General features: G+C 68.1%; 18 protein-coding genes. 11 read left to right on the top strand and 7 right to left on the bottom strand.

Annotation, left to right across the window (positions count from 1 at the left end):
• Window positions 1-19: 19 nt before the first annotated feature.
• Window positions 20-418 (bottom strand): SgcJ/EcaC family oxidoreductase, encoded by a 399-nt coding sequence (locus tag F5X71_RS09435; RefSeq protein WP_167461596.1) that lies wholly within the window; start codon window positions 416-418, stop codon window positions 20-22.
• A gap of 233 nt (window positions 419-651) precedes the next feature.
• Between F5X71_RS09435 and F5X71_RS37705 the strand changes: the two genes are divergently transcribed.
• From F5X71_RS37705 to F5X71_RS09410, 6 genes are all read left to right on the top strand, one after another.
• Window positions 652-744 carry an Ms4527A family Cys-rich leader peptide gene (locus F5X71_RS37705; protein WP_366929490.1) on the top strand — a complete coding sequence of 31 codons (93 nt, stop codon included), beginning with the start codon at window positions 652-654 and terminating at the stop codon, window positions 742-744.
• Window positions 745-875: 131 nt separating this feature from the next.
• A complete protein-coding gene (locus F5X71_RS09430) occupies window positions 876-2,687 on the top strand; it encodes a nitrite/sulfite reductase (protein WP_238815801.1) in 1,812 nt (603 codons plus the stop codon).
• 37 nt (window positions 2,688-2,724) lie between these two features.
• Window positions 2,725-3,444: a phosphoadenylyl-sulfate reductase gene (locus F5X71_RS09425; protein WP_167461595.1), complete on the top strand. Its 720-nt coding sequence runs from the start codon at window positions 2,725-2,727 to the stop codon at window positions 3,442-3,444.
• 73 nt (window positions 3,445-3,517) lie between these two features.
• Window positions 3,518-4,468 (top strand): sulfate adenylyltransferase subunit CysD, encoded by a 951-nt coding sequence (cysD, locus tag F5X71_RS09420; protein ID WP_238815800.1) that lies wholly within the window; start codon window positions 3,518-3,520, stop codon window positions 4,466-4,468.
• 1 nt (window position 4,469) lies between these two features.
• Complete coding sequence (locus tag F5X71_RS09415) at window positions 4,470-5,765, top strand: sulfate adenylyltransferase subunit 1 (protein ID WP_167461594.1); 1,296 nt, start codon at window positions 4,470-4,472, stop codon at window positions 5,763-5,765.
• A 172-nt stretch (window positions 5,766-5,937) separates the two neighbouring features.
• Window positions 5,938-6,681 carry a sirohydrochlorin chelatase gene (locus F5X71_RS09410; protein WP_275106798.1) on the top strand — a complete coding sequence of 248 codons (744 nt, stop codon included), beginning with the start codon at window positions 5,938-5,940 and terminating at the stop codon, window positions 6,679-6,681.
• A gap of 581 nt (window positions 6,682-7,262) precedes the next feature.
• Here the strand turns inward: F5X71_RS09410 and F5X71_RS09405 are convergent.
• The gene (locus tag F5X71_RS09405; RefSeq protein WP_167461593.1) at window positions 7,263-8,219 is read right to left on the bottom strand and encodes a helix-turn-helix transcriptional regulator; all 957 of its coding nucleotides are present in this window, start codon (window positions 8,217-8,219) and stop codon (window positions 7,263-7,265) included.
• 93 nt (window positions 8,220-8,312) lie between these two features.
• Here F5X71_RS09405 and F5X71_RS09400 point away from each other — a divergent pair, with 93 nt between their 5' ends.
• The 3 genes from F5X71_RS09400 to F5X71_RS09390 all read left to right on the top strand — a co-directional run bounded on the left by F5X71_RS09400 (window position 8,313) and on the right by F5X71_RS09390 (window position 10,320).
• Window positions 8,313-8,723: a VOC family protein gene (locus F5X71_RS09400; RefSeq protein WP_167461592.1), complete on the top strand. Its 411-nt coding sequence runs from the start codon at window positions 8,313-8,315 to the stop codon at window positions 8,721-8,723.
• A 149-nt stretch (window positions 8,724-8,872) separates the two neighbouring features.
• Complete coding sequence (locus F5X71_RS09395) at window positions 8,873-9,529, top strand: sigma-70 family RNA polymerase sigma factor (RefSeq protein WP_238815799.1); 657 nt, start codon at window positions 8,873-8,875, stop codon at window positions 9,527-9,529.
• Window positions 9,526-10,320 (top strand): anti-sigma factor, encoded by a 795-nt coding sequence (locus F5X71_RS09390; RefSeq protein WP_167466334.1) that lies wholly within the window; start codon window positions 9,526-9,528, stop codon window positions 10,318-10,320. Before F5X71_RS09395 ends, F5X71_RS09390 begins: the two co-directional genes overlap by 4 nt.
• Window positions 10,321-10,751: 431 nt before the next feature.
• Here F5X71_RS09390 and F5X71_RS09385 read toward each other — a convergent pair whose 3' ends face one another.
• The gene (locus F5X71_RS09385; protein ID WP_167461591.1) at window positions 10,752-11,246 is read right to left on the bottom strand and encodes a hypothetical protein; all 495 of its coding nucleotides are present in this window, start codon (window positions 11,244-11,246) and stop codon (window positions 10,752-10,754) included.
• Window positions 11,247-11,281: 35 nt separating this feature from the next.
• On the opposite strand from F5X71_RS09385, the gene F5X71_RS09380 reads away from it, so the two are divergent.
• Window positions 11,282-11,509, top strand: coding sequence for a hypothetical protein (locus F5X71_RS09380; RefSeq protein WP_167461590.1), 228 nt, complete (start codon window positions 11,282-11,284; stop codon window positions 11,507-11,509).
• 12 nt (window positions 11,510-11,521) lie between these two features.
• On the opposite strand, the gene F5X71_RS09375 is transcribed toward F5X71_RS09380, so the two are convergent.
• Both F5X71_RS09375 and F5X71_RS37425 read right to left on the bottom strand, forming a co-directional pair.
• Window positions 11,522-12,316 (bottom strand): HAD family hydrolase, encoded by a 795-nt coding sequence (locus tag F5X71_RS09375; protein ID WP_238815798.1) that lies wholly within the window; start codon window positions 12,314-12,316, stop codon window positions 11,522-11,524.
• A 279-nt stretch (window positions 12,317-12,595) separates the two neighbouring features.
• Window positions 12,596-14,692, bottom strand: a complete 2,097-nt coding sequence (locus tag F5X71_RS37425) for an Hsp70 family protein (protein ID WP_167461589.1) — start codon at window positions 14,690-14,692, stop codon at window positions 12,596-12,598.
• Between the two features lie 554 nt (window positions 14,693-15,246).
• Here F5X71_RS37425 and F5X71_RS09365 point away from each other — a divergent pair.
• On the top strand, window positions 15,247-16,008 hold the full coding sequence (locus F5X71_RS09365; RefSeq protein ID WP_167461588.1) for an SDR family NAD(P)-dependent oxidoreductase: 762 nt from the start codon (window positions 15,247-15,249) through the stop codon (window positions 16,006-16,008).
• A 199-nt stretch (window positions 16,009-16,207) separates the two neighbouring features.
• Here F5X71_RS09365 and F5X71_RS09360 read toward each other — a convergent pair whose 3' ends face one another.
• Both F5X71_RS09360 and F5X71_RS09355 read right to left on the bottom strand, forming a co-directional pair.
• Window positions 16,208-17,791 carry an FAD-dependent oxidoreductase gene (locus F5X71_RS09360; protein WP_167461587.1) on the bottom strand — a complete coding sequence of 528 codons (1,584 nt, stop codon included), beginning with the start codon at window positions 17,789-17,791 and terminating at the stop codon, window positions 16,208-16,210.
• A 1-nt stretch (window position 17,792) separates the two neighbouring features.
• Window positions 17,793-18,797 carry an AurF N-oxygenase family protein gene (locus F5X71_RS09355; protein ID WP_029902368.1) on the bottom strand — a complete coding sequence of 335 codons (1,005 nt, stop codon included), beginning with the start codon at window positions 18,795-18,797 and terminating at the stop codon, window positions 17,793-17,795.
• Window positions 18,798-18,858 lie beyond the last annotated feature (61 nt).

Genomic DNA, 18,858 nt, shown 5'->3' with positions numbered 1-18,858 from the left:
GGGCAGCGGAGGGATCGTGTCAGTCGGCGACCGGCGTGTTCTGGTTGGCGGTGAGCAGCCAGCGGCCGTCCTCCTTCGACATCACGTACATCGGGGAGCCTTGGCCGGTGATTTCGCCGTCGTGATTCAGGTAGCGCTGGACGACCTTCACCGCGGCGACGTCGGGACGGATGAACAGCACGTGCTCGACCTCGTAGGTGGCCGTGCCGTTTTGCATGGCGCCGGGCAGCGCCTCGGCGGTGAACTCCGCGATCGCGGCCCGACCGAACAAGCGCCGACCGTGCCCCGTGGTCCAAATAGCGTCCGTACGGAACAGCCCGACGAACTCGTCGACGAGCTCGTTCTGCTGGGCGTGCTGGACGGTGGCGACGACCGCGCGGATGGCGTCCAGTTCGGTATCGACCGATGTGGTACTCATGCGGGCAGTGTGATACCTCAACATAACTTGTGGTCAAGCCGCTGACCTCGGCCGCGAATCGATTGTGAGGCAGCTCACTTGGGATGCGATTGCCACATCACGAGCCGCATTAGGTAGTTGATCTATGACAGCCGTCACATATCGGGGTGATGGTCCAGGGGATTTCCCGGCAAAGTGCGGAAAATACCGACGAGGGGTCGGAAGGCCGCTACTGACATGGCACAATAAGCCCTATGCGCGCATCGGGAGTACGACTTGTGGCACGTCGCCACGTCGACTACAAGCGCGTCTGTAGCGCCTGCTGTCTGACCAACTCTTCTCGGTAGTTCAGCGCGCCCATTCCCGGGCCCCACCGGCGACCCCAATAATTCTGCATCGCCTCCGCTGCACACCGCAGGTGCGAGATCAGCCCCTCGCACCCTCAGCACGGCAATAACCAACCCGCAGGAGCGACCCCATGACGTCGAGCACCGACGCCGGTCCGATCGATCATTCCGGCCCCGAGACCCGGCCCGGCCCGCAGGCGCGACCCGAACGCCCCGCCACCGAACGCCGCGTCCGCCCGGACCGCCCGCGCCCGGAAACCGCGGCGGCGCCGCGCGCCCGCACCGGTAAGCCGGTGCGGCGCAGGGCCGAAGGCCAGTGGGCGCTCGGCTACCGCGAGCCGCTGAACCCGAACGAGCAGGCCAAGAAGGACGACAACCCGCTCAACGTGCGCGCCCGGATCGAGAACATCTACTCGAAGGCGGGCTTCGACAGCATCGACAAGGGCGACCTGCGTGGGCGCTTCCGCTGGTGGGGTCTCTACACCCAGCGCGAACAGGGCTACGACGGCACCTGGACCGGCGACGAGAACATCGATCTGCTCGAGGCCAAGTACTTCATGATGCGCATCCGCTGCGATGGCGGGGCGCTGAACGTCGAGCAGCTGCGCACGCTCGGCCAGATCTCCACCGAGTTCGGCCGCGACACCGCGGACCTCTCCGACCGCGAGAACGTCCAGTACCACTGGATCGAGGTGGAGAACGTCCCCGAGATCTGGAAGCGGATCGAAGCGGTCGGCCTGAAGACCACCGAGGCGTGCGGCGACTGCCCGCGCGTGGTGCTCGGTTCGCCGCTGGCGGGTGAATCGCTGCAGGAGATCATCGACCCGACCCCGGCCATCGACGAGATCGTGCGCCGCTACATCGGCAAGAAGGAGTACTCCAACCTGCCGCGCAAGTTCAAGACCGCGATCTCGGGCCAGCAGGACGTGGTGCACGAGATCAACGACGTCGCGTTCGTCGGGGTGGAGCACCCCGAGCACGGCCCCGGTCTGGACCTGTGGGTTGGCGGCGGCCTGTCCACCAATCCGATGCTGGCGCAACGGGTCGGCGCGTGGGTGCCGCTGGACGAGGTGCCCGATGTGTGGGAGGCCGTCGTCTCGCTCTACCGCGATTACGGCTACCGGCGGCTGCGCACCAAGGCGCGGCTGAAGTTCCTGGTCAAGGACTGGGGCATCGAGAAGTTCCGGCAGGTGCTCGAGGACGAATACCTGAAGCGCAAGCTGATCGACGGCCCCGCGCCGGAGCAGCCGACCAAGCCGATCGACCACGTCGGGGTGCAGAAGCTGAAGAACGGGCTCAACGCGGTGGGCTTCTCCCCCATCGCGGGCCGCGTCTCGGGCACCATCCTGACGAAGGTGGCCGACGCGGTCGAGCGGATCGGCGCCGACCGCATCCGGTTCACGCCGTACCAGAAGCTGATCGTGCTCGACGTCGCCGACGACAAGGTCGACGCGCTGATAGACGAGCTGGCGCCCCTTGGCCTGCAGGCCCGTCCGTCACTGTGGCGGCGAAACCTGATGGCCTGCTCGGGCATCGAGTTCTGCAAGCTGTCCTTCGCCGAGACGCGCAAGCGGTCCCAGGCGCTGGTGCCCGAGCTCGAGGAGCGCCTCGCCGATCTCAATGCGCTGCTGGATGTTCCGGTGACCATCAACATCAACGGCTGCCCGAACTCGTGCGCGCGATCGCAGATCGCCGACATCGGTTTCAAGGGCCAGCTCGTCGACGACGGCGCGGGGAATCAGGTGGAGGGCTTCCAGGTGCACCTGGGCGGCAGCCTCGGCTTCGACAGCGCCTTCGGCCGCAAGCTGCGTCAGCACAAGGTGACCAGCAGCGATCTCGGTGACTACATCGAGCGGGTGGTGCGCAACTTCATCAAGCACCGCGAGGACGGCGAGCGGTTCGCCCAGTGGGCCGTTCGCGCCGACGAGGCGGACCTGAAATGAGCCTCGACAGCGCCGGGCACGTGATGGGAGATCAACTGTGACAACGGAACTGGTAGCGAAGCTGACAGAGGACGAGCTGCGCGCGCTCGCCGCGCGCGGCGCCGCCGACCTCGGGCCGGACGCGTCCGCCGTCGAACTGCTGCGATGGACCGAGGAGACCTTCGGGACCGGCTACATCGTCGCGTCGAACATGCAGGACGGCGTGCTGGTCCACCTGGCCGCGCAGGTGCGGGCCGGGGTGGACGTGCTGTTCCTGGACACCGGCTACCACTTCGCCGAAACCATCGGCACCCGCGACGCCGTCGAGGCGGTGTACGGGGTGAACGTGGTCAATGTGCGGCCGGAACACACTGTCGACGAACAGGATCGGCTGCTCGGCAAGGACCTCTTCGCCCGCGACGCCGGTGAGTGCTGCCGGTTGCGCAAGGTCGTGCCGCTGCGTAAGTCGCTGGCCGGTTACAACGCGTGGGTCACCGGCATCCGCCGCGTCGAGGCGCCGACCCGGGCCAACGCGCCGCTCATCTCGTTCGACGAGGCGTTCGGACTGGTGAAGATCAACCCGATCGCCGCCTGGTCCGACGATGAGATGCAGGCCTACATCGAACAACACGGCATCCTCGTCAATCCCCTTGTCGAAGAGGGATACCCGTCCATCGGCTGCGCTCCGTGCACACGGAAGCCGGAGCCGGGATCCGATCCGCGAAGCGGCCGCTGGGCCGGCCTCGCCAAGACCGAGTGCGGGTTGCACACCGCATGACCGAGTCAGGGCCCGAGGGAGCAAGCCCGCGTGAGCACGCGAGGCCCCTCGGGCATGCGAAAGGGGACACAGCATGACGGAGACCATTGTGAACGAAGCCTCGAACGCTACCCGGCGTGCGCTGGGGATCAGCGATTTCGACACCCTCGCCGCCCTGGAGTCCGAGTCCATCCATGTATTCCGGGAGGTAGCAGGCGAATTCGAGCGGCCGGTGATCCTGTTCTCCGGCGGCAAGGACTCGACGGTGCTGCTGCACCTGGCGCTCAAGGCCTTCTGGCCCGCGCCGCTGCCGTTCGCGCTGCTGCACGTGGACACCGGGCACAACCTGCCCGAGGTGCTGGAGTTCCGCGATCGGATCGTCGAGCGCTACGGGCTGCGGCTGCACGTGGCCAAGGTGGAGGACTACCTGGCCGACGGCAGGCTCACCGAACGCCCGGACGGCATCCGCAATCCGCTGCAGACCGTCCCGCTGCTGGACGCGATCAGCGAGCACCGCTTCGACGCGGTGTTCGGCGGCGGCCGTCGCGACGAGGAGCGCTCCCGCGCCAAGGAGCGGATCTTCTCGTTGCGCAACGCCTTCGGACAGTGGGATCCCAAGCGGCAGCGCCCCGAACTGTGGAACCTGTACAACGGCAGACACGCACCGGGCGAGCACGTGCGGGTCTTCCCGCTGAGCAACTGGACCGAGCTCGACATCTGGCGCTACATCGCCCGCGAGAACATCGACCTGGCCAGCATCTACTACGCCCACCAGCGTCCGGTGTACCAGCGCGACGGCATGTGGATGACCCCCGGCGTCTGGGGCGGGCCGCGCGAAGGTGAACAGCTGCAGACACTCTCGGTGCGTTATCGCACCGTGGGCGACGGATCCTCCACCGGCGCCGTACTTTCCGACGCGGCCGACAACGAGGCGATCCTCGCCGAGGTCGCCGCGTCCCGACTGACCGAACGTGGTGCGACCCGCGGCGACGACCGGGTGTCCGAGGCCGCGATGGAAGACCGCAAGCGAGAGGGCTATTTCTGACATGTCCGACCTACTGAGGCTGGCCACCGCCGGTTCTGTCGACGACGGCAAGTCCACCCTGGTCGGCCGGTTGCTCTACGACACGAAATCCGTTCTCGCCGACCAGATCGACGCCGTCACCCGCGCGTCGGTGGACAAGGGCCTGGCGACGCCGGACCTCTCGCTGCTCGTCGACGGCCTGCGCGCCGAACGGGAGCAGGGCATCACCATCGATGTCGCCTACCGCTACTTCGCCACGCCGCGGCGCTCTTTCGTGCTCGCGGACACCCCGGGACACGTGCAGTACACGCGGAACACGGTGTCCGGCGCGTCGACGGCTCAGCTGGTGATCCTGCTGGTCGACGCGCGCAAGGGCGTCATCGAGCAGACCCGCAGGCACGCCGCGGTATTGGCGTTGCTCGGGGTGCCGAAACTGGTACTCGCGGTGAACAAGATCGACTTGGTCGACGACGCGGCGACCGTCTTCGCCGACATCTCCGCCGAATTCGGCAGGCTCACCCGCACACTCGGCTGGACCGACGAGGACGTGCTGGAGATCCCGGTCTCGGCGCTGCACGGGGACAACATCGCGACGCGCTCGTCGAACACCCCGTACTACACCGGTCCCTCGCTGATCGAGCACCTGGAATCGGTGCCGGTCGACGCCGACAGCACCGGCAATCACACACTGGGACTGCGGTTTCCGGTGCAGTACGTGATCCGTCCGCGCACCGCCGAGTACCCGGACTACCGGGGCTACGCCGGCCAGATCGCGGCGGGCTCGGTCGCACCGGGCGACGAGGTGGTCGTGCTGCCCTCCGGCGTGCGCAGCACCGTGGCGCGGATCGATACCCCGGACGGCGAACTCGCGGTGGCCCAGACCGGCCGCAGCGTCACGCTGATCCTGGCCGACGACGTCGATATCTCCCGCGGTGACATCATCGCGTCGGTGGCCGACGCCCCCGAGGCGATCGACGCCTTCGACGCGACCGTCTGCTGGCTGGGCGACAAGCCGCTGCACCCCGGCGCGCGCCTGCTGCTCAAGCACGGCACCCGCACCACCCAGGTCATCGTCGGCGGACTGCTGGAACGCTTCGACGAGCAGCGGCTGGCGGCCGAACCGAACCCGGAGTCGTTGTCGCTCAACGACATCGGCCGAGTGTCGCTGCGCGTGGCCGAGCCGCTCGCGGTCGACGACTACCGGGTGAACCGGCACACCGGCAGCTTCCTGCTCATCGACCCGGCGGGCGGCAACACCCTGGCCGCGGGCCTCGTCGGCGACGTGCTGTCGGCCGTCGAGGTCGGCACCGGAGTCTGAGATGCGCGGACTCGGGATCGGCGCCGGCCCGGTGCCTCGTCCGGGAGGGTCGGTGCGTCCCTCGGCGGCCTGGGGCGTCCGCAGGCAAGCCGGAGATACCGGGGTTTGCATCGGCGACGACGACAACGCGTCCGGCGGGCGCCCCAGGCCGCAGAGAAGCGCGCCGAAGCTCCTGGACGAGGCACTAGGCAGGCCCGCGCTGATCGCGGTCGCGCACGGCAGCCGGGATCCCCGCTCGGCGGCGACGATGTCCGCACTGGTGGCCGACCTCGCCGCCGCACGGCCGGAATACGATGTGCGGCTGGCGTTTCTGGACCTCAACGCCCCCTCGGTCGAGCATGTCGTCGCCGCGGTCGCGGCGGCCGAGCACACGCACGCCGTGGTCACGCCGCTGCTGCTCGGCAGCGCGTTCCACGCCAGGGTGGATCTGCCCGGCCTGCTGACGGCGGCCCGCACCAGCCATCCCCAGTTGCGCCTGACACAGGCCGATGTGCTCGGCCGTGACACCAGGTTGATCGACGCGCTGCGGGATCGCGTGGTCGAGAGTCACGCCACGTCGCCGTCTCGACTCGGCATCGCGGTCGCCGCGGTCGGCTCCTCGTCGCCGGCGGCCAACGCGCTGACCGCCGGGGTTGCGCGGCGGCTGGCCGCACGCACCGGTCACCTCACCGAGATCTGCTTCGCTACCACCGAACCCACGGTGGGCCAAGCTATTTCACGACTGCGGGAGCGCGGTGCCGACGAGGTCCTCGTCGCACCATGGTTCCTCGCTCCCGGCCTGTTGACCGACCGGCTCCTCGCGGCCGCGCCCGAGGTGAGCCACGCCGCCGCCATCGGCGCGCATCCGGCGCTGCCCGAGATCGTGTGGGAGCGCTACGACGCGGCGCTCGCGGGGACACTCACACTGTCGGCCTGAATTGTTCGCCGGGACAGGCGCTCAGCGGGTTGTGGGATGAATCCGGGCCGGTGGTACGGCGGGCGGTGGCCAGCATCCGGTTCGGTCACCGACCGGGCGTGGCCGGAATCCGGTTCAGTCAGCCAGCGGGCAATGGCCAGAGTCCCGGTCAGTCACCCAGCAGACTGGCGCCACAATCCGGCTCGGCCGCTCAGCGGGCGCGGCCAGAATCCGGCTCGGCCGCTCAGCAGGCGCGGCCAGAATCCGGCTCGGCCGCTCAGCAGGCGCGGCCAGAATCCGGCTCGGCCGCTCAGCAGGCGCGGCCAGAATCCGGCTCGGCCGCTCAGCAGGCGCGGCCAGAATCCGGCTCGGCCGCTCAGCAGGCGCGGCCAGAATCCGGCTCAGTCACCCAGCAGGCAATGGCCAGAGTCCGACCAGTCGCTCAGCAGGCAATGGCCACAATCCGGTTCAGTCGCCCAGCAGACTGGGGGTCGGCACCCGGGTCAGCCGCCCAGCGAGCTGCGGCCAGAATCCGGATTCAGTCTTCGACGCGGCAACGCGGCAGGGTGACCTCGGATGCGCCAGATGGGCCGGAGCGGCACCTACGGGGCACCCACGGCGGAGTAGCGGTCGACGAGTTCGGTGCCGATGCGGGCTAGTTCGGCGCGCACCTCCGGCGGGTCGAGGACTTCGATGGACGCACCCCAACCCGCGAGTTGTTGCGCGAGCATCCAGGCCGTGGGGGCGGTGACCTGGGCTCTGATGCGGCCGACGGGGATCGGGCCGTCTACGACGCAGTTCCTGCCCTGCTGGTTGCGCAGGATCGGTAACAGACGTTCCGAGATGAGCACCGTGGCCGCCGTGCTCGCCCGCCGCTGTTCCAGCTCGTCCACCACTTCTTTCCACGCGGTGGACAGATCGAAATCTGCTGGGCGGGAAGCAGTTTGCTCGGTGAGGACGGCTTCGGCGATCCGGTCGACGCGGAACGTGCGCTGTCCACGGTCGGTGCCTGCGATGAGATACCAGATCGCGTCCTTGTCGATCAGGCCCCACGGATCCACCAGACGCTCGGTGCGTTCCTGGTTCCTGCCGGTGTAGGTCAGGCGAACCTTGTTGCGCTGCACCACAGCTCGCTGCAGCAGCGAAACCACCTGCGGCAGTTCACGATCGGCCTGACCCCAGCGAGACGGATCGATCACCACCGCATCCGCCGCCGCTTGCGCGTCCGTGCGGAAGGTCTGCGGTAGCGCTCGAACCAGTTTGCGCAGCGCCGATTTCGCCTCGGGCACCGCACCCGCGGACGGTCCCGCCAGCAGAAACAGCGCCCGCGCCTCCCCCGCGGTCAAACCGGTGAGATCGGTACGCGCACCACCCACCAGCGACCATCCCCCGCCCCGACCCGGCTGCGGATACACCGGCACGCCTGCCATCGACAGCGCCTCGAGATCACGGCGCGCGGTGGCGACCGACGTCTCCAACTCCGCGGCCACCTCGGCCGCGGTCACCCTGCCGCGCGTCTGCATCATCAGCAAGATCGCCACCAACCTGTCCGCTCGCATACCGACGATTCTGCCCGTAAAAGTGCTCATTCCGTGCGCACTTTATGGCCGAACATTGATCTCACCAGCACGAACCAACGAAGGAGAACAGAAATGCTGCGCGGAATGGCGACGAGCACCTTTTACGCCGACGATCTGGAGGCCGCCAAGGACTGGTACACCGAGTTCCTCGGCGTCGAGCCGTACTTCCACGTCCCCAACGGCTACTACGAATTCCGGATCGGTGACTACCTGCACGAATTCGGCATCGTCAACCGCGCGTACGCCCCGGCGGGCGCACGGGACACACCCGGCGGCGCGATCGTCAACTGGCACGTCGACGATCTCGAGGCCACCTTCCGGCGCCTGCTCGAGCTCGGCGCCGAGGAATACGACCCGATCACCGAGCGCGGCGCGGGGACCGGCTTCGTCACCGCGGCCGTCGTCGACCCGTTCGGCAATATCCTCGGCCTCATGTCCAACCCGCACTACCTGGAGGTCCTCGCGAAGACCGGTCCCGCGTAAGCGATGGCTAGTTGGTCAGTCGATCACCAGGTAATGGTGGCGTTCGGCTCTCGGCCGATGCCGCCACCATTACCTGGTGATCACATGACCAACAGCGGGTGAGCAGGGCGTTCGGGGTAGCCGGGGTGCCGGGGCGAAACGGGCAGCATATGATCTGGGCCACATTCGCCGTGATCATCGTGCACGGCTTCCGGCTTGGTCAGGCTTGGAAGGACACCAGAATGGTCATCTCCGCCCGAGCAGTATCCGGTGCCGTGGACGCGAACGGCACGCCGCAGACTCCGGAACTGCTGATCCGTCAGGTCGCCCGCGGCGACGAGCGGGCTTTCGCCGAGCTCTATGACCTCCTCGCGGCGCCGATCCTCGGCCTGGTCACGCAGGTGATCCGCGACCACGCCGAGTCCGAGGCGCTCGCGCGCGAGGTGCTGCTGGAACTCTGGCAGCAGGCGCCACTGTTCGACGAGCAGCACCAGTCGGTGCAGGCCTGGGCGATGACCATCGCGCATCGTCGCGCGGTGGACCGGGTGCGCGCCGGCGCTCGGGCCGAACACGACGGGCAGCCGGAACTGCGCTGGTGTTTCGACGAGGTCGTGCAGACCACGTTGGACCGGATCGAGGACGACGCCGTGCGTGAGTCGCTGACCGAACTCAGCGACGCGCAACGGCGGTCGCTGATCCTCGCCTATTACGGCGGCTACTCCGATCGTGAAGTCTCCGCGGTGCTCGACAAACCCGTCGGCACGATCGAGGCCAGAATGCGCGACGGACTGCTCCGGTTGGGCGAACGCATCGGCGGACACTCGTGACCGCGGAGCTCCACCACCGCATCGGCGCTTACGTTTTGGACGCGCTCACCGCAGAAGAGCGTGCCGCGTTCGAACACCATCTCCTCGAATGTCCGGCGTGTTATATCGAGGTCGCCGCACTACGCCCGGTCGCGGCGCGACTCGCGACAGCGGTGGCGCCGGTATCGGCCGCCACGCTGAGAGAACGGGTGCTCGCCGAGATCGGCACGCGCGAACAGGTTTCCGGCACCGCGGCCGTGCTCGACCGGACCGCGATCATCCCGACGGTAGACGAGCTGGAGCGCACTGCGGTGCTACCGCTGGATGAGTTGTCCGACAACACCTTTCCCACCGACAGCGACCGCCGCGGCTGGCTGGTCCGAGTGTGGCTCGGCGTCGCGGTCGCGGCAGCGGTGGTCGCCGTCGGGCTCACCCTCGTCGATCGGACCGCGGTGCCCGACTCGACCGTGGCGGCCGAACAGATCCGCAACGCCGACGACGCGGTCACCCGCACCGGAACGGTCTTCGCCGGCAACGGCTCCGCGACGGCGGTAATCTCCCGCACAGTCGGCAAGGCTGCGGTGTCGGCGACCGGACTCCCCACCCCGACCACCGGCCACGGCTACCAGCTCTGGCTGGTCCACGCCGACGGCACCACCCGCCCCGCCGGGCTGATGCACACCACCGACACCACCAGCGAACTCATCGCCGACATACTCCCCACCACCACCGCCCTCGCCATCACCACCGAACCGACCGCCACCTCCCCCATCCCAACCAGCCCACCCCTCGTTCGCATCGACCTCCACTGAGTCACGCGAATACCACGGCAGACCGAATCTCAGTTCGCGCAAAAGCCTTCCGCCACAACAATGTTGCTCAAACCGGGCAATCCGAGGCGTAGACCGTGGTTACGGACGGAACCAGCGCTCGACGATGCTTGCCAAAGCGACCGAACGTCCGCGTCGCGGACCGACTGCGGCGCATCGAGCCACGGCCAGCGCGGTAAGCCACAGCGGTGCCACGACGCCACGGCAGTGCCGCGAGCAATGGTGATGCGGCGAGAGCGCGCCAAGCAACCGCGATGCCACGACGGCGCGGCGAGCGTCAACGGTGCGGCGAACAACAGCAGCGGCGCAGCGAGCGACGGTGATGTGGCGAGAGCACGCCAAGCAACCGCAATGCCACGGCGGTGCGGCGAGCAACGGCAGCGCAGCGAACAACAGCGGCGGCGCGGCAAGCGTCAACGGCGCAGCGAGCGACGGCGGTGCCGCGAGCAATGGGTGATGCGGCGAGAGCGCGCCAAGTAACCGCGATGCCACGACGGTGCGGCGAGCGTCAACGGTGCGGCGAACGACAGCGGCGGCGCAGCGAACAACAACAGCGGCGCGGCAAGCGTCAACGGCGCAGCGAGCGACGGCGGTGCCGCGAGCAATGGGTGATGCGGCGAGAGCGCGCCAAGTAACCGCGATGCCACGACGGTGCGGCGAGCGTCAACGGTGCGGCGAACGACAGCGGCGGCGCAGCGAACAACAACAGCGGCGCAGCGAGCGACGGTGATGCGGCGAGAGCGCGCCAAACAACGGCAATGCCACGGCGGTGCGGCGAGCAACGGCAGCGCGGCAAGTAACGGTAGTGCGGCCAGCAACGGCAGTGCGGCCAGCAACGGTAGTGCGGCCAGCAACGGTAGTGCGGCCAGCAACGGCAGTGCGGCCAGCAACGGCAGTGCGGCCAGCAACGGCAGTGCGGCGAGCTGCGGCAGCGCCGCCAGCGATGGTGATGCGGCGAGAGCGCGCCAAGCAATGGCAATGCCACGTCGGTGCGGCGAGCGTCAACGGTGCGGCGAACGACGGCAGTGCAGCAAGCAGCCGCAGCGCAGCAAGCAACCGCAGCGCAGCGCAGCGCAGCGCAGCGCAGCGCAGCGCAGCGCAGCGCAGCGCAGAGGACGCTATCGCGGTACGTGGCGAGTGGTTGATCCTGTCGGGCAAGCCGCCGTGCTGAACGGGTTTGCAGTTATGGGTGGAACCAGCGTTCGAGGATGGTCGCGACGCCGTCTTCGTGGACGGTGCCGGTTACCTCGGTGGCGTGAGCCTTGACCTCGGCGGGGGCGTTGTCCATGGCGACGGAATGTGCTGCCCAGCGCAGCATTTCGCGGTCGTTGTAGCCGTCACCGATGGCGAGGGTCGCGGTGTGCGGGACGCCGAGCGCGAGGCGAAGGCGTTCCAGCGCCCAGCCTTTCGAGACGCCTCGGCGGGATACGGTCAGCCACGGACCGAATTCGCCGTGCACCCAGCTCGCGCCGGGCACCTGCAGTTCGCGCAGCAGGATCCGCATCTGCGCCAGCGAGCCCTGCGGCCACCAGCCGTTGAGTCGCGGCGTCGGCTCGCTGCTCAACGCACCATGATCGACCAAAAGGTATTCGCCGAGGGAGAATTCACCGGGACTGACACCGGTTGCCCAGTAGCCGACGCCTACCTTCTCCACCGCGAAGATCATCTCTGGGATCAGCGCACGCAACGCGAGAACCGCGGGCGCGGGATCGAACGCCTCGACGGCCACCGGCTGCCCGTTCGCGACGTCGACGTGCACCGCCCCGTTCGAGCACAGCGCATGCCCTTCGACCAGGCCGAGCTCCGCAAGCACCGGCCGCGTCGTCAGCACCGTGCGCCCCGTCGTCACCACCACATGCGCGCCCGCCTCAATGGCCGCGCGCACCGCGGACGCCACCCGCTCGGTAACCGGACTACCGGTATCGAGCAACGTCCCGTCCACATCCAACGCGATGAGCTGCGGACCCCCTGCTGCCATCAACACATTGTGCCAAGGGGGTACGACACCCGTCAGCCGATCGAGACGGCGCCCAGCAGCGCTCCCGCACGCCTCCCGTCACCCCGCGCGCATGCCATTCGTATGACCCCGCGCGGGACAACAAACCGTGCGTGGCAAGCCACTGCCGAGATCGGTGAGACGGTACCGACGGGACACCGAGATTCCGGGCAGTGCACCCGGGCACGGCTGAAGGCCCCTGGGGAGTCGGTCGACGGGGTCGGAACGGCAGAGTTGACCGGTGCGGGGTGCGGGCCGGGACTAGTTCTTGCTGTTACCTGAGGACCCTCCGGAGGAGGAACCACCGGAGTCCGACCCGCCTGAGGTCGCGCCACCGGACATGGAACCGCCCGACGTGGAACTGCTCGAGTTGGAACCGCCGGAGGTGGAACCCGAGGTCGAACCGCCGGAGGTGGAACCGCTCGAGCTGGACCCATCCGAGGTGGAACCGCCGGAAGAAGCGCCGCCGGACGTGGAACCTCCAGAGTCCGAACCACCCGAGGCGGAACCACCAGAGTCCGAACCACCCGAGGTGGAACCACTCGAGCTGGACCCATCCGAGGCGGAACCACCGGAATCCGAACCACCCGAGGCGGAACCACCGGAATGCGAACCACCCGACGTGGAACCACCAGAGCTCGAACCACCCGAGGTCGAGCCCGACGTCGAACCGCTCGTCGACTCGCCTGCGGTGGTCCCGCCTGCAGTACTGCCCCCGGTCGCGCTTCCATCGGTTGCGCCCGTGGCACCACCGGCGGCGGGAGTGGCGGCACCGCCGGAACTGGTGCCGGGGTCGTAAGGGGTTGCGCCGGTGGATGTTCCGGGGCTGGGCAGGTCGGTGACGGCGCCGGAGATCGTGCCGGGGCCGGGGACGGCGGGGGTCGATCCTGGTTGCGGGGCGGGAGGGACGGAGCCGGGGGCCGGGGGTGTCGCGGGGGTGCCCGCGATCGGGGTGGCGGGTTGGCCGGGAGTGCCGGGGTTCGTGACGGGCGATGGGCCGAAGGGCAAGGGGTTGATGAAGTAGGCGGGGTTCGCGTAGGGCGAGCCCTGGTACCACTTCGAGGTGTCGTAGGTTCGAGGCCCGTTGTGGTCGGCGCGGCGAGATTCGGCGAGGGTCGGGCCGAGCGGGGTCGAGTGCGCGACGGGAGTGATGAACTTCGTGTACGCGGACGCGCGCGGGAGCCCGGCGGAGGCGGCGAGCGAGCGCGGGGACGTCCATCCTGCCGGTGCGGCGATCCACGCCTCGTGGTGACCGGTGATCCGGTCGAAGCTGAGGTCGGACAGCGCGGTATCGGTGGCGGGCACGTCACCGCCGGGGAAGTGCTCGAGCAGCGGGGACGTGTCGGGGCTCGCGGGCCCGCCGAACACCGTCACCGCCGACATCGCCACCGCGGAAACCACTGCGGCACTGGAGAATACGGCGACACGCGGGGCATTCTGCTTACCGCCGGAGGCCGCGAGCGCCATGGTGCGCGCGGCCATTAACGCGGCCCCGGCGGCGACGGTATGACCGGGATCGGCCGAAACGACCAGGGGGCGACCGAGTTCGGCGAGGGTACGGGCGACCTCGGCCGGCCTGGAGGCACCGCCGATCACCAGGACGCGGCTGATGTCGGTGAGGGTGAGCTCGGCCGAACGCACGACGGCCCGAACAACTTCGAGGGTGTCGCGCACGTGCGCGGTGCGCAGGCCGTCGATATCGACCATGGACAGCAGCGAGGTCGGGGTGGCGGCGTCCGGCCCGGCTTCGTGGGCGTAGCGCGCGATCATCGCGCCGAGCGGGCGACCACCGAAGTCGAAGGAGCGCACCGGCTTTCCGACCATGGGATGGTTGTCCCAGTCGGGCCCGACGCGCACGACGGTGACGTCCAAGCTGGTCCCGCCCAGGTCGTAAACCAGCACGAAACCGGGTTCCAGCGGACCGTGCTCGGCCTCCAGCCATTCCGCCGCGGCGACCGGCTCCGGCACCAGTTCGACATCACCCGCCCCGGACAGGTCGAGTGCCTGCCGCAGTAGCGCCACGTTCTTGTCGGAATACGTTGCGGGATAGGTGGCTACCGCGCCGGACTCGGCGGCGCTCGGCTCGGCCGCGCGCAGCCCGTTCACCACCGCGGCGACCAGGTTGGCGGGCGACCAGATGCGCCCGCCGACGATCATCGGCTCGGGGTCTCGGCTCAGATCGGCGAAATCCGTTACGGCCATGGTGAATTGCGGAATCCCGCCGATGCGCAGTCCGCCCGCGCTATCGAAGGTCACCGCGGTGCGCCTGCTGCGCACGACAGGCCGGGTTCGCACACCGGTCACCGAAGCCGTCATGGAGTTCACTGCGCCGATGCTGAAACCCAGACCTGTGGTCATATGCTATCCCGTCAACGTACCGAGACCACGTCCATCACACAGAGAACCATGTGGCCGCGGTCGTCTTCCAAACAGCCAGCACAGATTAGCTGTTCGGGTCGCTGGAAGGATGCGGAATTGACATGAACGGCGACAGAATGGCGTGAAACGTTTAGGTGCACAGCGCAATGATCCATATCACCTGCGAAGATGCGGCGCCGCAGCGATGTTCAGCCCTCTGAACAGTCGAGAGTTGAACAACACACCATCCGATCCCGTTATCACGTAGCGATCCGGACAATATGCCGCTGCGCGGATATCGGACAGCTTCCCCCGTCAAATCACAAGTCCGCACAACACACTGACTGGTCGGTAACTAAACCATTGCCAGCTCAGCTTAATTCGATAGCCGGTACCACTTCACCGAATGTAGCTACGCCTACACAGGCAAACAAATGACACGTCAACGCAACGACCATTTTCCGCCAGCACGGCGCCCGCCCGTGCACTTGACTGAGTACTGCGAACGCACCACGGAAGGTGAGATCGCAAGAACCAGAAGGGAAATGAACAAGATGACATCACGGTTCGCCGATCAGGTCGTGCTGATCACCGGTGCCAGCTCCGGCGTGGGCAAGGCCGTCGCGATGCGAGTGGCGGCCGAAGGCGCGGCGGTGGTGCTCGGCGCCAGGGGTAAGGACGCGGGTGAGCAGGTGGCCGCCGAAGTCCGCGCCGCGGGCGGACGGGCACTGTTCGTGCCGACCGACGTCACCGTAGAACAGGACGTCGCGCGGCTCACCGACGCCGCGCTCACCGAGTACGGCAGGCTGGACGCCGCGTTCAACAACGCGGGCGCGGTCAACGCGTTCGGGCCGGTCGCCGAGATCGACGAGGCGGGCTGGCGCGCCGACCTGGAACTCAATCTGACGAGCGTGTTCTACGGTCTGCGCCATCAGGTGCCCGCGCTGGTCGCCTCCGGTGGCGGCGCGATCCTGAACAACGCGTCGAATCTGGGCGTGGTCGGAATGGGCTCGGTCGCACCGTATGTCGCGGCCAAGCACGGCGTGGTCGGGCTGACCAGGGCGGTCGCCCTGGAGGCCGCCGAGCAGGGTGTCCGGGTGAACGCCCTGGTCTCCGGCGCGGTCGATACCCCGGCGTTCCGCAATTCGATGGGCGCGACACCGGAGGGCGAGGCGGCCATCGCCGCGCTGCATCCGCTCGGCCGGATCAGCACGCCTGCCGAGATCGCGGCGTTCTGCGCGTTCCTGCTCAGCACGGAGGCCAGCTTCGTCACCGGTGCGGCGCTGGCGATCGACGGCGGCTTCACCGCGCGCTGACGTCGCAAGAAACACTCAGGCGGGCCGCCGTGCGCGACCCGCCCGAGCCAGCAGCGAGGACGACCCGACGCACCTCGCTGGAACAGGCAGGTGATGACACTGCGGACTTCGAGACCGCGTCACCGGTGAGTCCCCGCCCACTTCTATCGTGAGCGGGGACAACGCCTATCGCAAGGCCCAGAAAATGGGGCCACGCGGGTCAGGATCGGGCCAGCAGCCTGCGCACCGGACCGACCCGCTTGGCCGCGCCCTCGGCCCGGACGGCGGGCTGCCGCCGCCGGATCAGCCGATCGAATTCCGCTGCACCACTACCGGGTTCGGGCAACCGACCAGCGTTGTAGTCGTCGGCGAGCTGACGCACCGTCTCCTGCGCGCAGGACTTGTTGGTGCCGATGAAGCCGGTCGGCCCGCGCTTGATCCAGCCGGTGACATACGTTCCGGGCAGCACCGCGCCGTCGACCCGCTCCAGCACGCGACCGTCCAGGTTCGGGATGACGCTCGCCGCCTCGTCGAACGGCAGGCCCGGCAACGCGACGCCCCGATAGCCGACCGAGGTGAGCACCAGGCCCGCGTCGAGTCGTTCGGTCGTGCCGGTCGCCACCGCCCTGGTGCGCCCGTCCGCGTCGGTGACGAGTTCGTTGCGGCTCACCTCGATGCCTGCGACACGATCGGTGCCGACGATCTCGGTGGGCGAAGCCAAGTAGCGGAACACGATTCGCTTGCGGTCGCCGGACGGGCGCTCGCGCACCGTATGCAGCAACCGCAGCTTCTGCTCCACCTGGTACGGCAGGCCGGTGCTCAGCTCGGGCAGCTCGCCCTCGATCGCGATGTCCACGTCGGATCCGAGCAGACCGACGAATTCCGGTACGGTGAAAGCGGATTCGAGCGGCCCGCGGCGACCGAGGATCACCACTTCCTCGATCTTGCTCTCCTGCAGGGCCCGCAGCGCGTACGGCGCGATATCGGTGCCGGACAACGTTTCCGGATCGCTGGTCAGGATGCGGGCGACGTCGAGTGCGACGTTGCCGTTGCCGACGATCACCGCGCGCTGCTGCGACAGATCGAAGACGCGATCCGCGTGATCGGGGTGCCCGTTGTACCAGGCGACGAAGTCGGTGGCCGACACATTGCCCGCCAGTCCCTCACCGGGCACGCCGAGCTTCCGGTCGGCCGAAGCGCCGACCGCGTAGATCACCGCATGGAAGTGGTCGAGCAGCTCGCTGTGCGAAACATGCGCGCCCACTTCGACGTTCAGGTAAGACGCGAACCCGGGCTGGGCCGAGATGACGTCGAACAGCTCGCTGACCTTGCGGGTCTTCGCGTGATCGGGCGCGACACCGTGCCTGGCCAGACCGTAGGGCACCGGCAACCGGTCGAACACCGTCACCGACACGTCGGGCTGGGTGAGCAGCTCGTCCGCCGCGTACATCGCCGACGGGCCCGACCCGACGATCGCCACCCGCAGCGGCTGGCGCGCGGTCCGGATCTCGGCCGCGGGCACCGGCTTGGCCAGCAGCGGACGCGGCCGGGACTGCCGGTAGAAGTCGGCGTTGATCTCGATGAACGGCTTCTGCTCTTCGGTCAGCTTCTTCGATGACACGATCGCGTCCACCGGGCAGGCGGTCGCGCAGGCACCACAGTCGACGCACGCCTTCGGGTCCACGTACAGCATGTCCGCGGTCAGGAAGTCGGGCTCATCCGGCGTCGGGTGGATGCAGTTCACCGGGCAGGCGTACACGCACGAGGCGTCACTACAGCACGACTGCGTGACGATGTAGGGCACGTCAGCCGGCCTTGACCGCGCGCAGCGGCTCGGAACGGTAGCGGGTGGTGTGGCCGTCGATCTTGAGCAGCTTCCAGACCGCCTTGGAGATCGGGTTCATCAGGCCGATGTCCTTGGCCAGCGTGCGCACGTCACCGAAGAAGTCGCTGAACTCCTGCTTGGATTCCTTCGACCCGTAGAACAGTTCCTTGCGGACGTAGTCCGGGATGTCGAATTCCTTCCAGAACGAGCGCGGCGGGGTGAAGATCGACCGGCCCAGGATCCACATCACGATCGGCATGGCGATCGAGAGCACGAACCGGTTGAACGCGTTCGACTCGGGCACATGGATCTTCAGGAACTCGTGCGCGAAGGAGATGTGGCGTGCCTCCTCGGCGACGTGAATGGCCATCACGCCACGCATGATCGGGTGCACGTCCTCGTCGGAGCGCAGGATCGCCTTCTGGATGTGGTCGATCGGCTCCTCACCGGCGAGCACCGCCATGAAGAACAGGTTGGGGAACCACGCGGCCACGGGCGCGCCGAGGTACTTGAACTTGCGCACCAGCGGACCCATGCCGGGCACGTCGTCGCCGATCCGGTTCACCATCTCCTGGAACATCAGGGTGTGGTTGTGCTCCTCGATCATCTCGTGGGAGCAGTAGCGGAACTCGGGCGAGCCGTTGGGCAGGCCGAAGTTGTGCGTGACCATGCCGCTGATCAGGATCGACTCGAACTGCAGGCCGACCTTGGCGACATTGGCCTGGCGGTACTTGCCGATCGCGATCTTGCGCTCGTCGGACTGCGCGAGGTACCAGGGGTGGCGACCGAGCGGATCGGCCGATTTCGGCAGGATCCAGCGGTGCGCGCCGGCGTTCGGGTCGAAGTCCGGGTTGTCCCAGTCGATATCGTCGAAGGGGTCGAAGTGCTTGTTGACCGAACCCTCGGAGAGCAGTAGAAGCGTCGCGGCGTACTCCTGCGCCTTCTCCAGATCGGGGTCGATCGGGGGCGTCACGGCTGCGGACATCGTCGTCACTGCCTCTCTCTTCGAAACGTTTACCTGTACCCCATGGTTACACCTACAGACT

It is taken from the genome of Nocardia brasiliensis, assembly GCF_011801125.1.
Taxonomy (GTDB): Bacteria; Actinomycetota; Actinomycetes; order Mycobacteriales; family Mycobacteriaceae; genus Nocardia; species Nocardia brasiliensis_C.
The sequence above is the reverse complement of the archived record's forward strand: the minus strand, read 5'-3'. Positions and strand labels throughout refer to the sequence as shown.

What these genes read in the sequence shown, in the direction of transcription:
- F5X71_RS09430 (WP_238815801.1), top strand. Translation starts at nt 876, where the DNA reads ATGACGTCGAGCACCGACGCCGGTCCGATCGATCATTCCGGCCCCGAG.
- F5X71_RS37425 (WP_167461589.1), bottom strand. Translation starts at nt 14,692, where the DNA reads ATGACCACAGGTCTGGGTTTCAGCATCGGCGCAGTGAACTCCATGACG.
- cysD (WP_238815800.1), top strand. Translation starts at nt 3,518, where the DNA reads ATGACGGAGACCATTGTGAACGAAGCCTCGAACGCTACCCGGCGTGCG.
- F5X71_RS09435 (WP_167461596.1), bottom strand. Translation starts at nt 418, where the DNA reads ATGAGTACCACATCGGTCGATACCGAACTGGACGCCATCCGCGCGGTC.
- F5X71_RS09355 (WP_029902368.1), bottom strand. Translation starts at nt 18,797, where the DNA reads ATGTCCGCAGCCGTGACGCCCCCGATCGACCCCGATCTGGAGAAGGCG.
- F5X71_RS09415 (WP_167461594.1), top strand. Translation starts at nt 4,470, where the DNA reads ATGTCCGACCTACTGAGGCTGGCCACCGCCGGTTCTGTCGACGACGGC.
- F5X71_RS09375 (WP_238815798.1), bottom strand. Translation starts at nt 12,316, where the DNA reads ATGGCAGCAGGGGGTCCGCAGCTCATCGCGTTGGATGTGGACGGGACG.
- F5X71_RS37705 (WP_366929490.1), top strand. Translation starts at nt 652, where the DNA reads ATGCGCGCATCGGGAGTACGACTTGTGGCACGTCGCCACGTCGACTAC.
- F5X71_RS09400 (WP_167461592.1), top strand. Translation starts at nt 8,313, where the DNA reads ATGCTGCGCGGAATGGCGACGAGCACCTTTTACGCCGACGATCTGGAG.
- F5X71_RS09380 (WP_167461590.1), top strand. Translation starts at nt 11,282, where the DNA reads ATGGTGATGCGGCGAGAGCGCGCCAAGCAATGGCAATGCCACGTCGGT.
- F5X71_RS09395 (WP_238815799.1), top strand. Translation starts at nt 8,873, where the DNA reads ATGATCTGGGCCACATTCGCCGTGATCATCGTGCACGGCTTCCGGCTT.
- F5X71_RS09365 (WP_167461588.1), top strand. Translation starts at nt 15,247, where the DNA reads ATGACATCACGGTTCGCCGATCAGGTCGTGCTGATCACCGGTGCCAGC.
- F5X71_RS09405 (WP_167461593.1), bottom strand. Translation starts at nt 8,219, where the DNA reads ATGCGAGCGGACAGGTTGGTGGCGATCTTGCTGATGATGCAGACGCGC.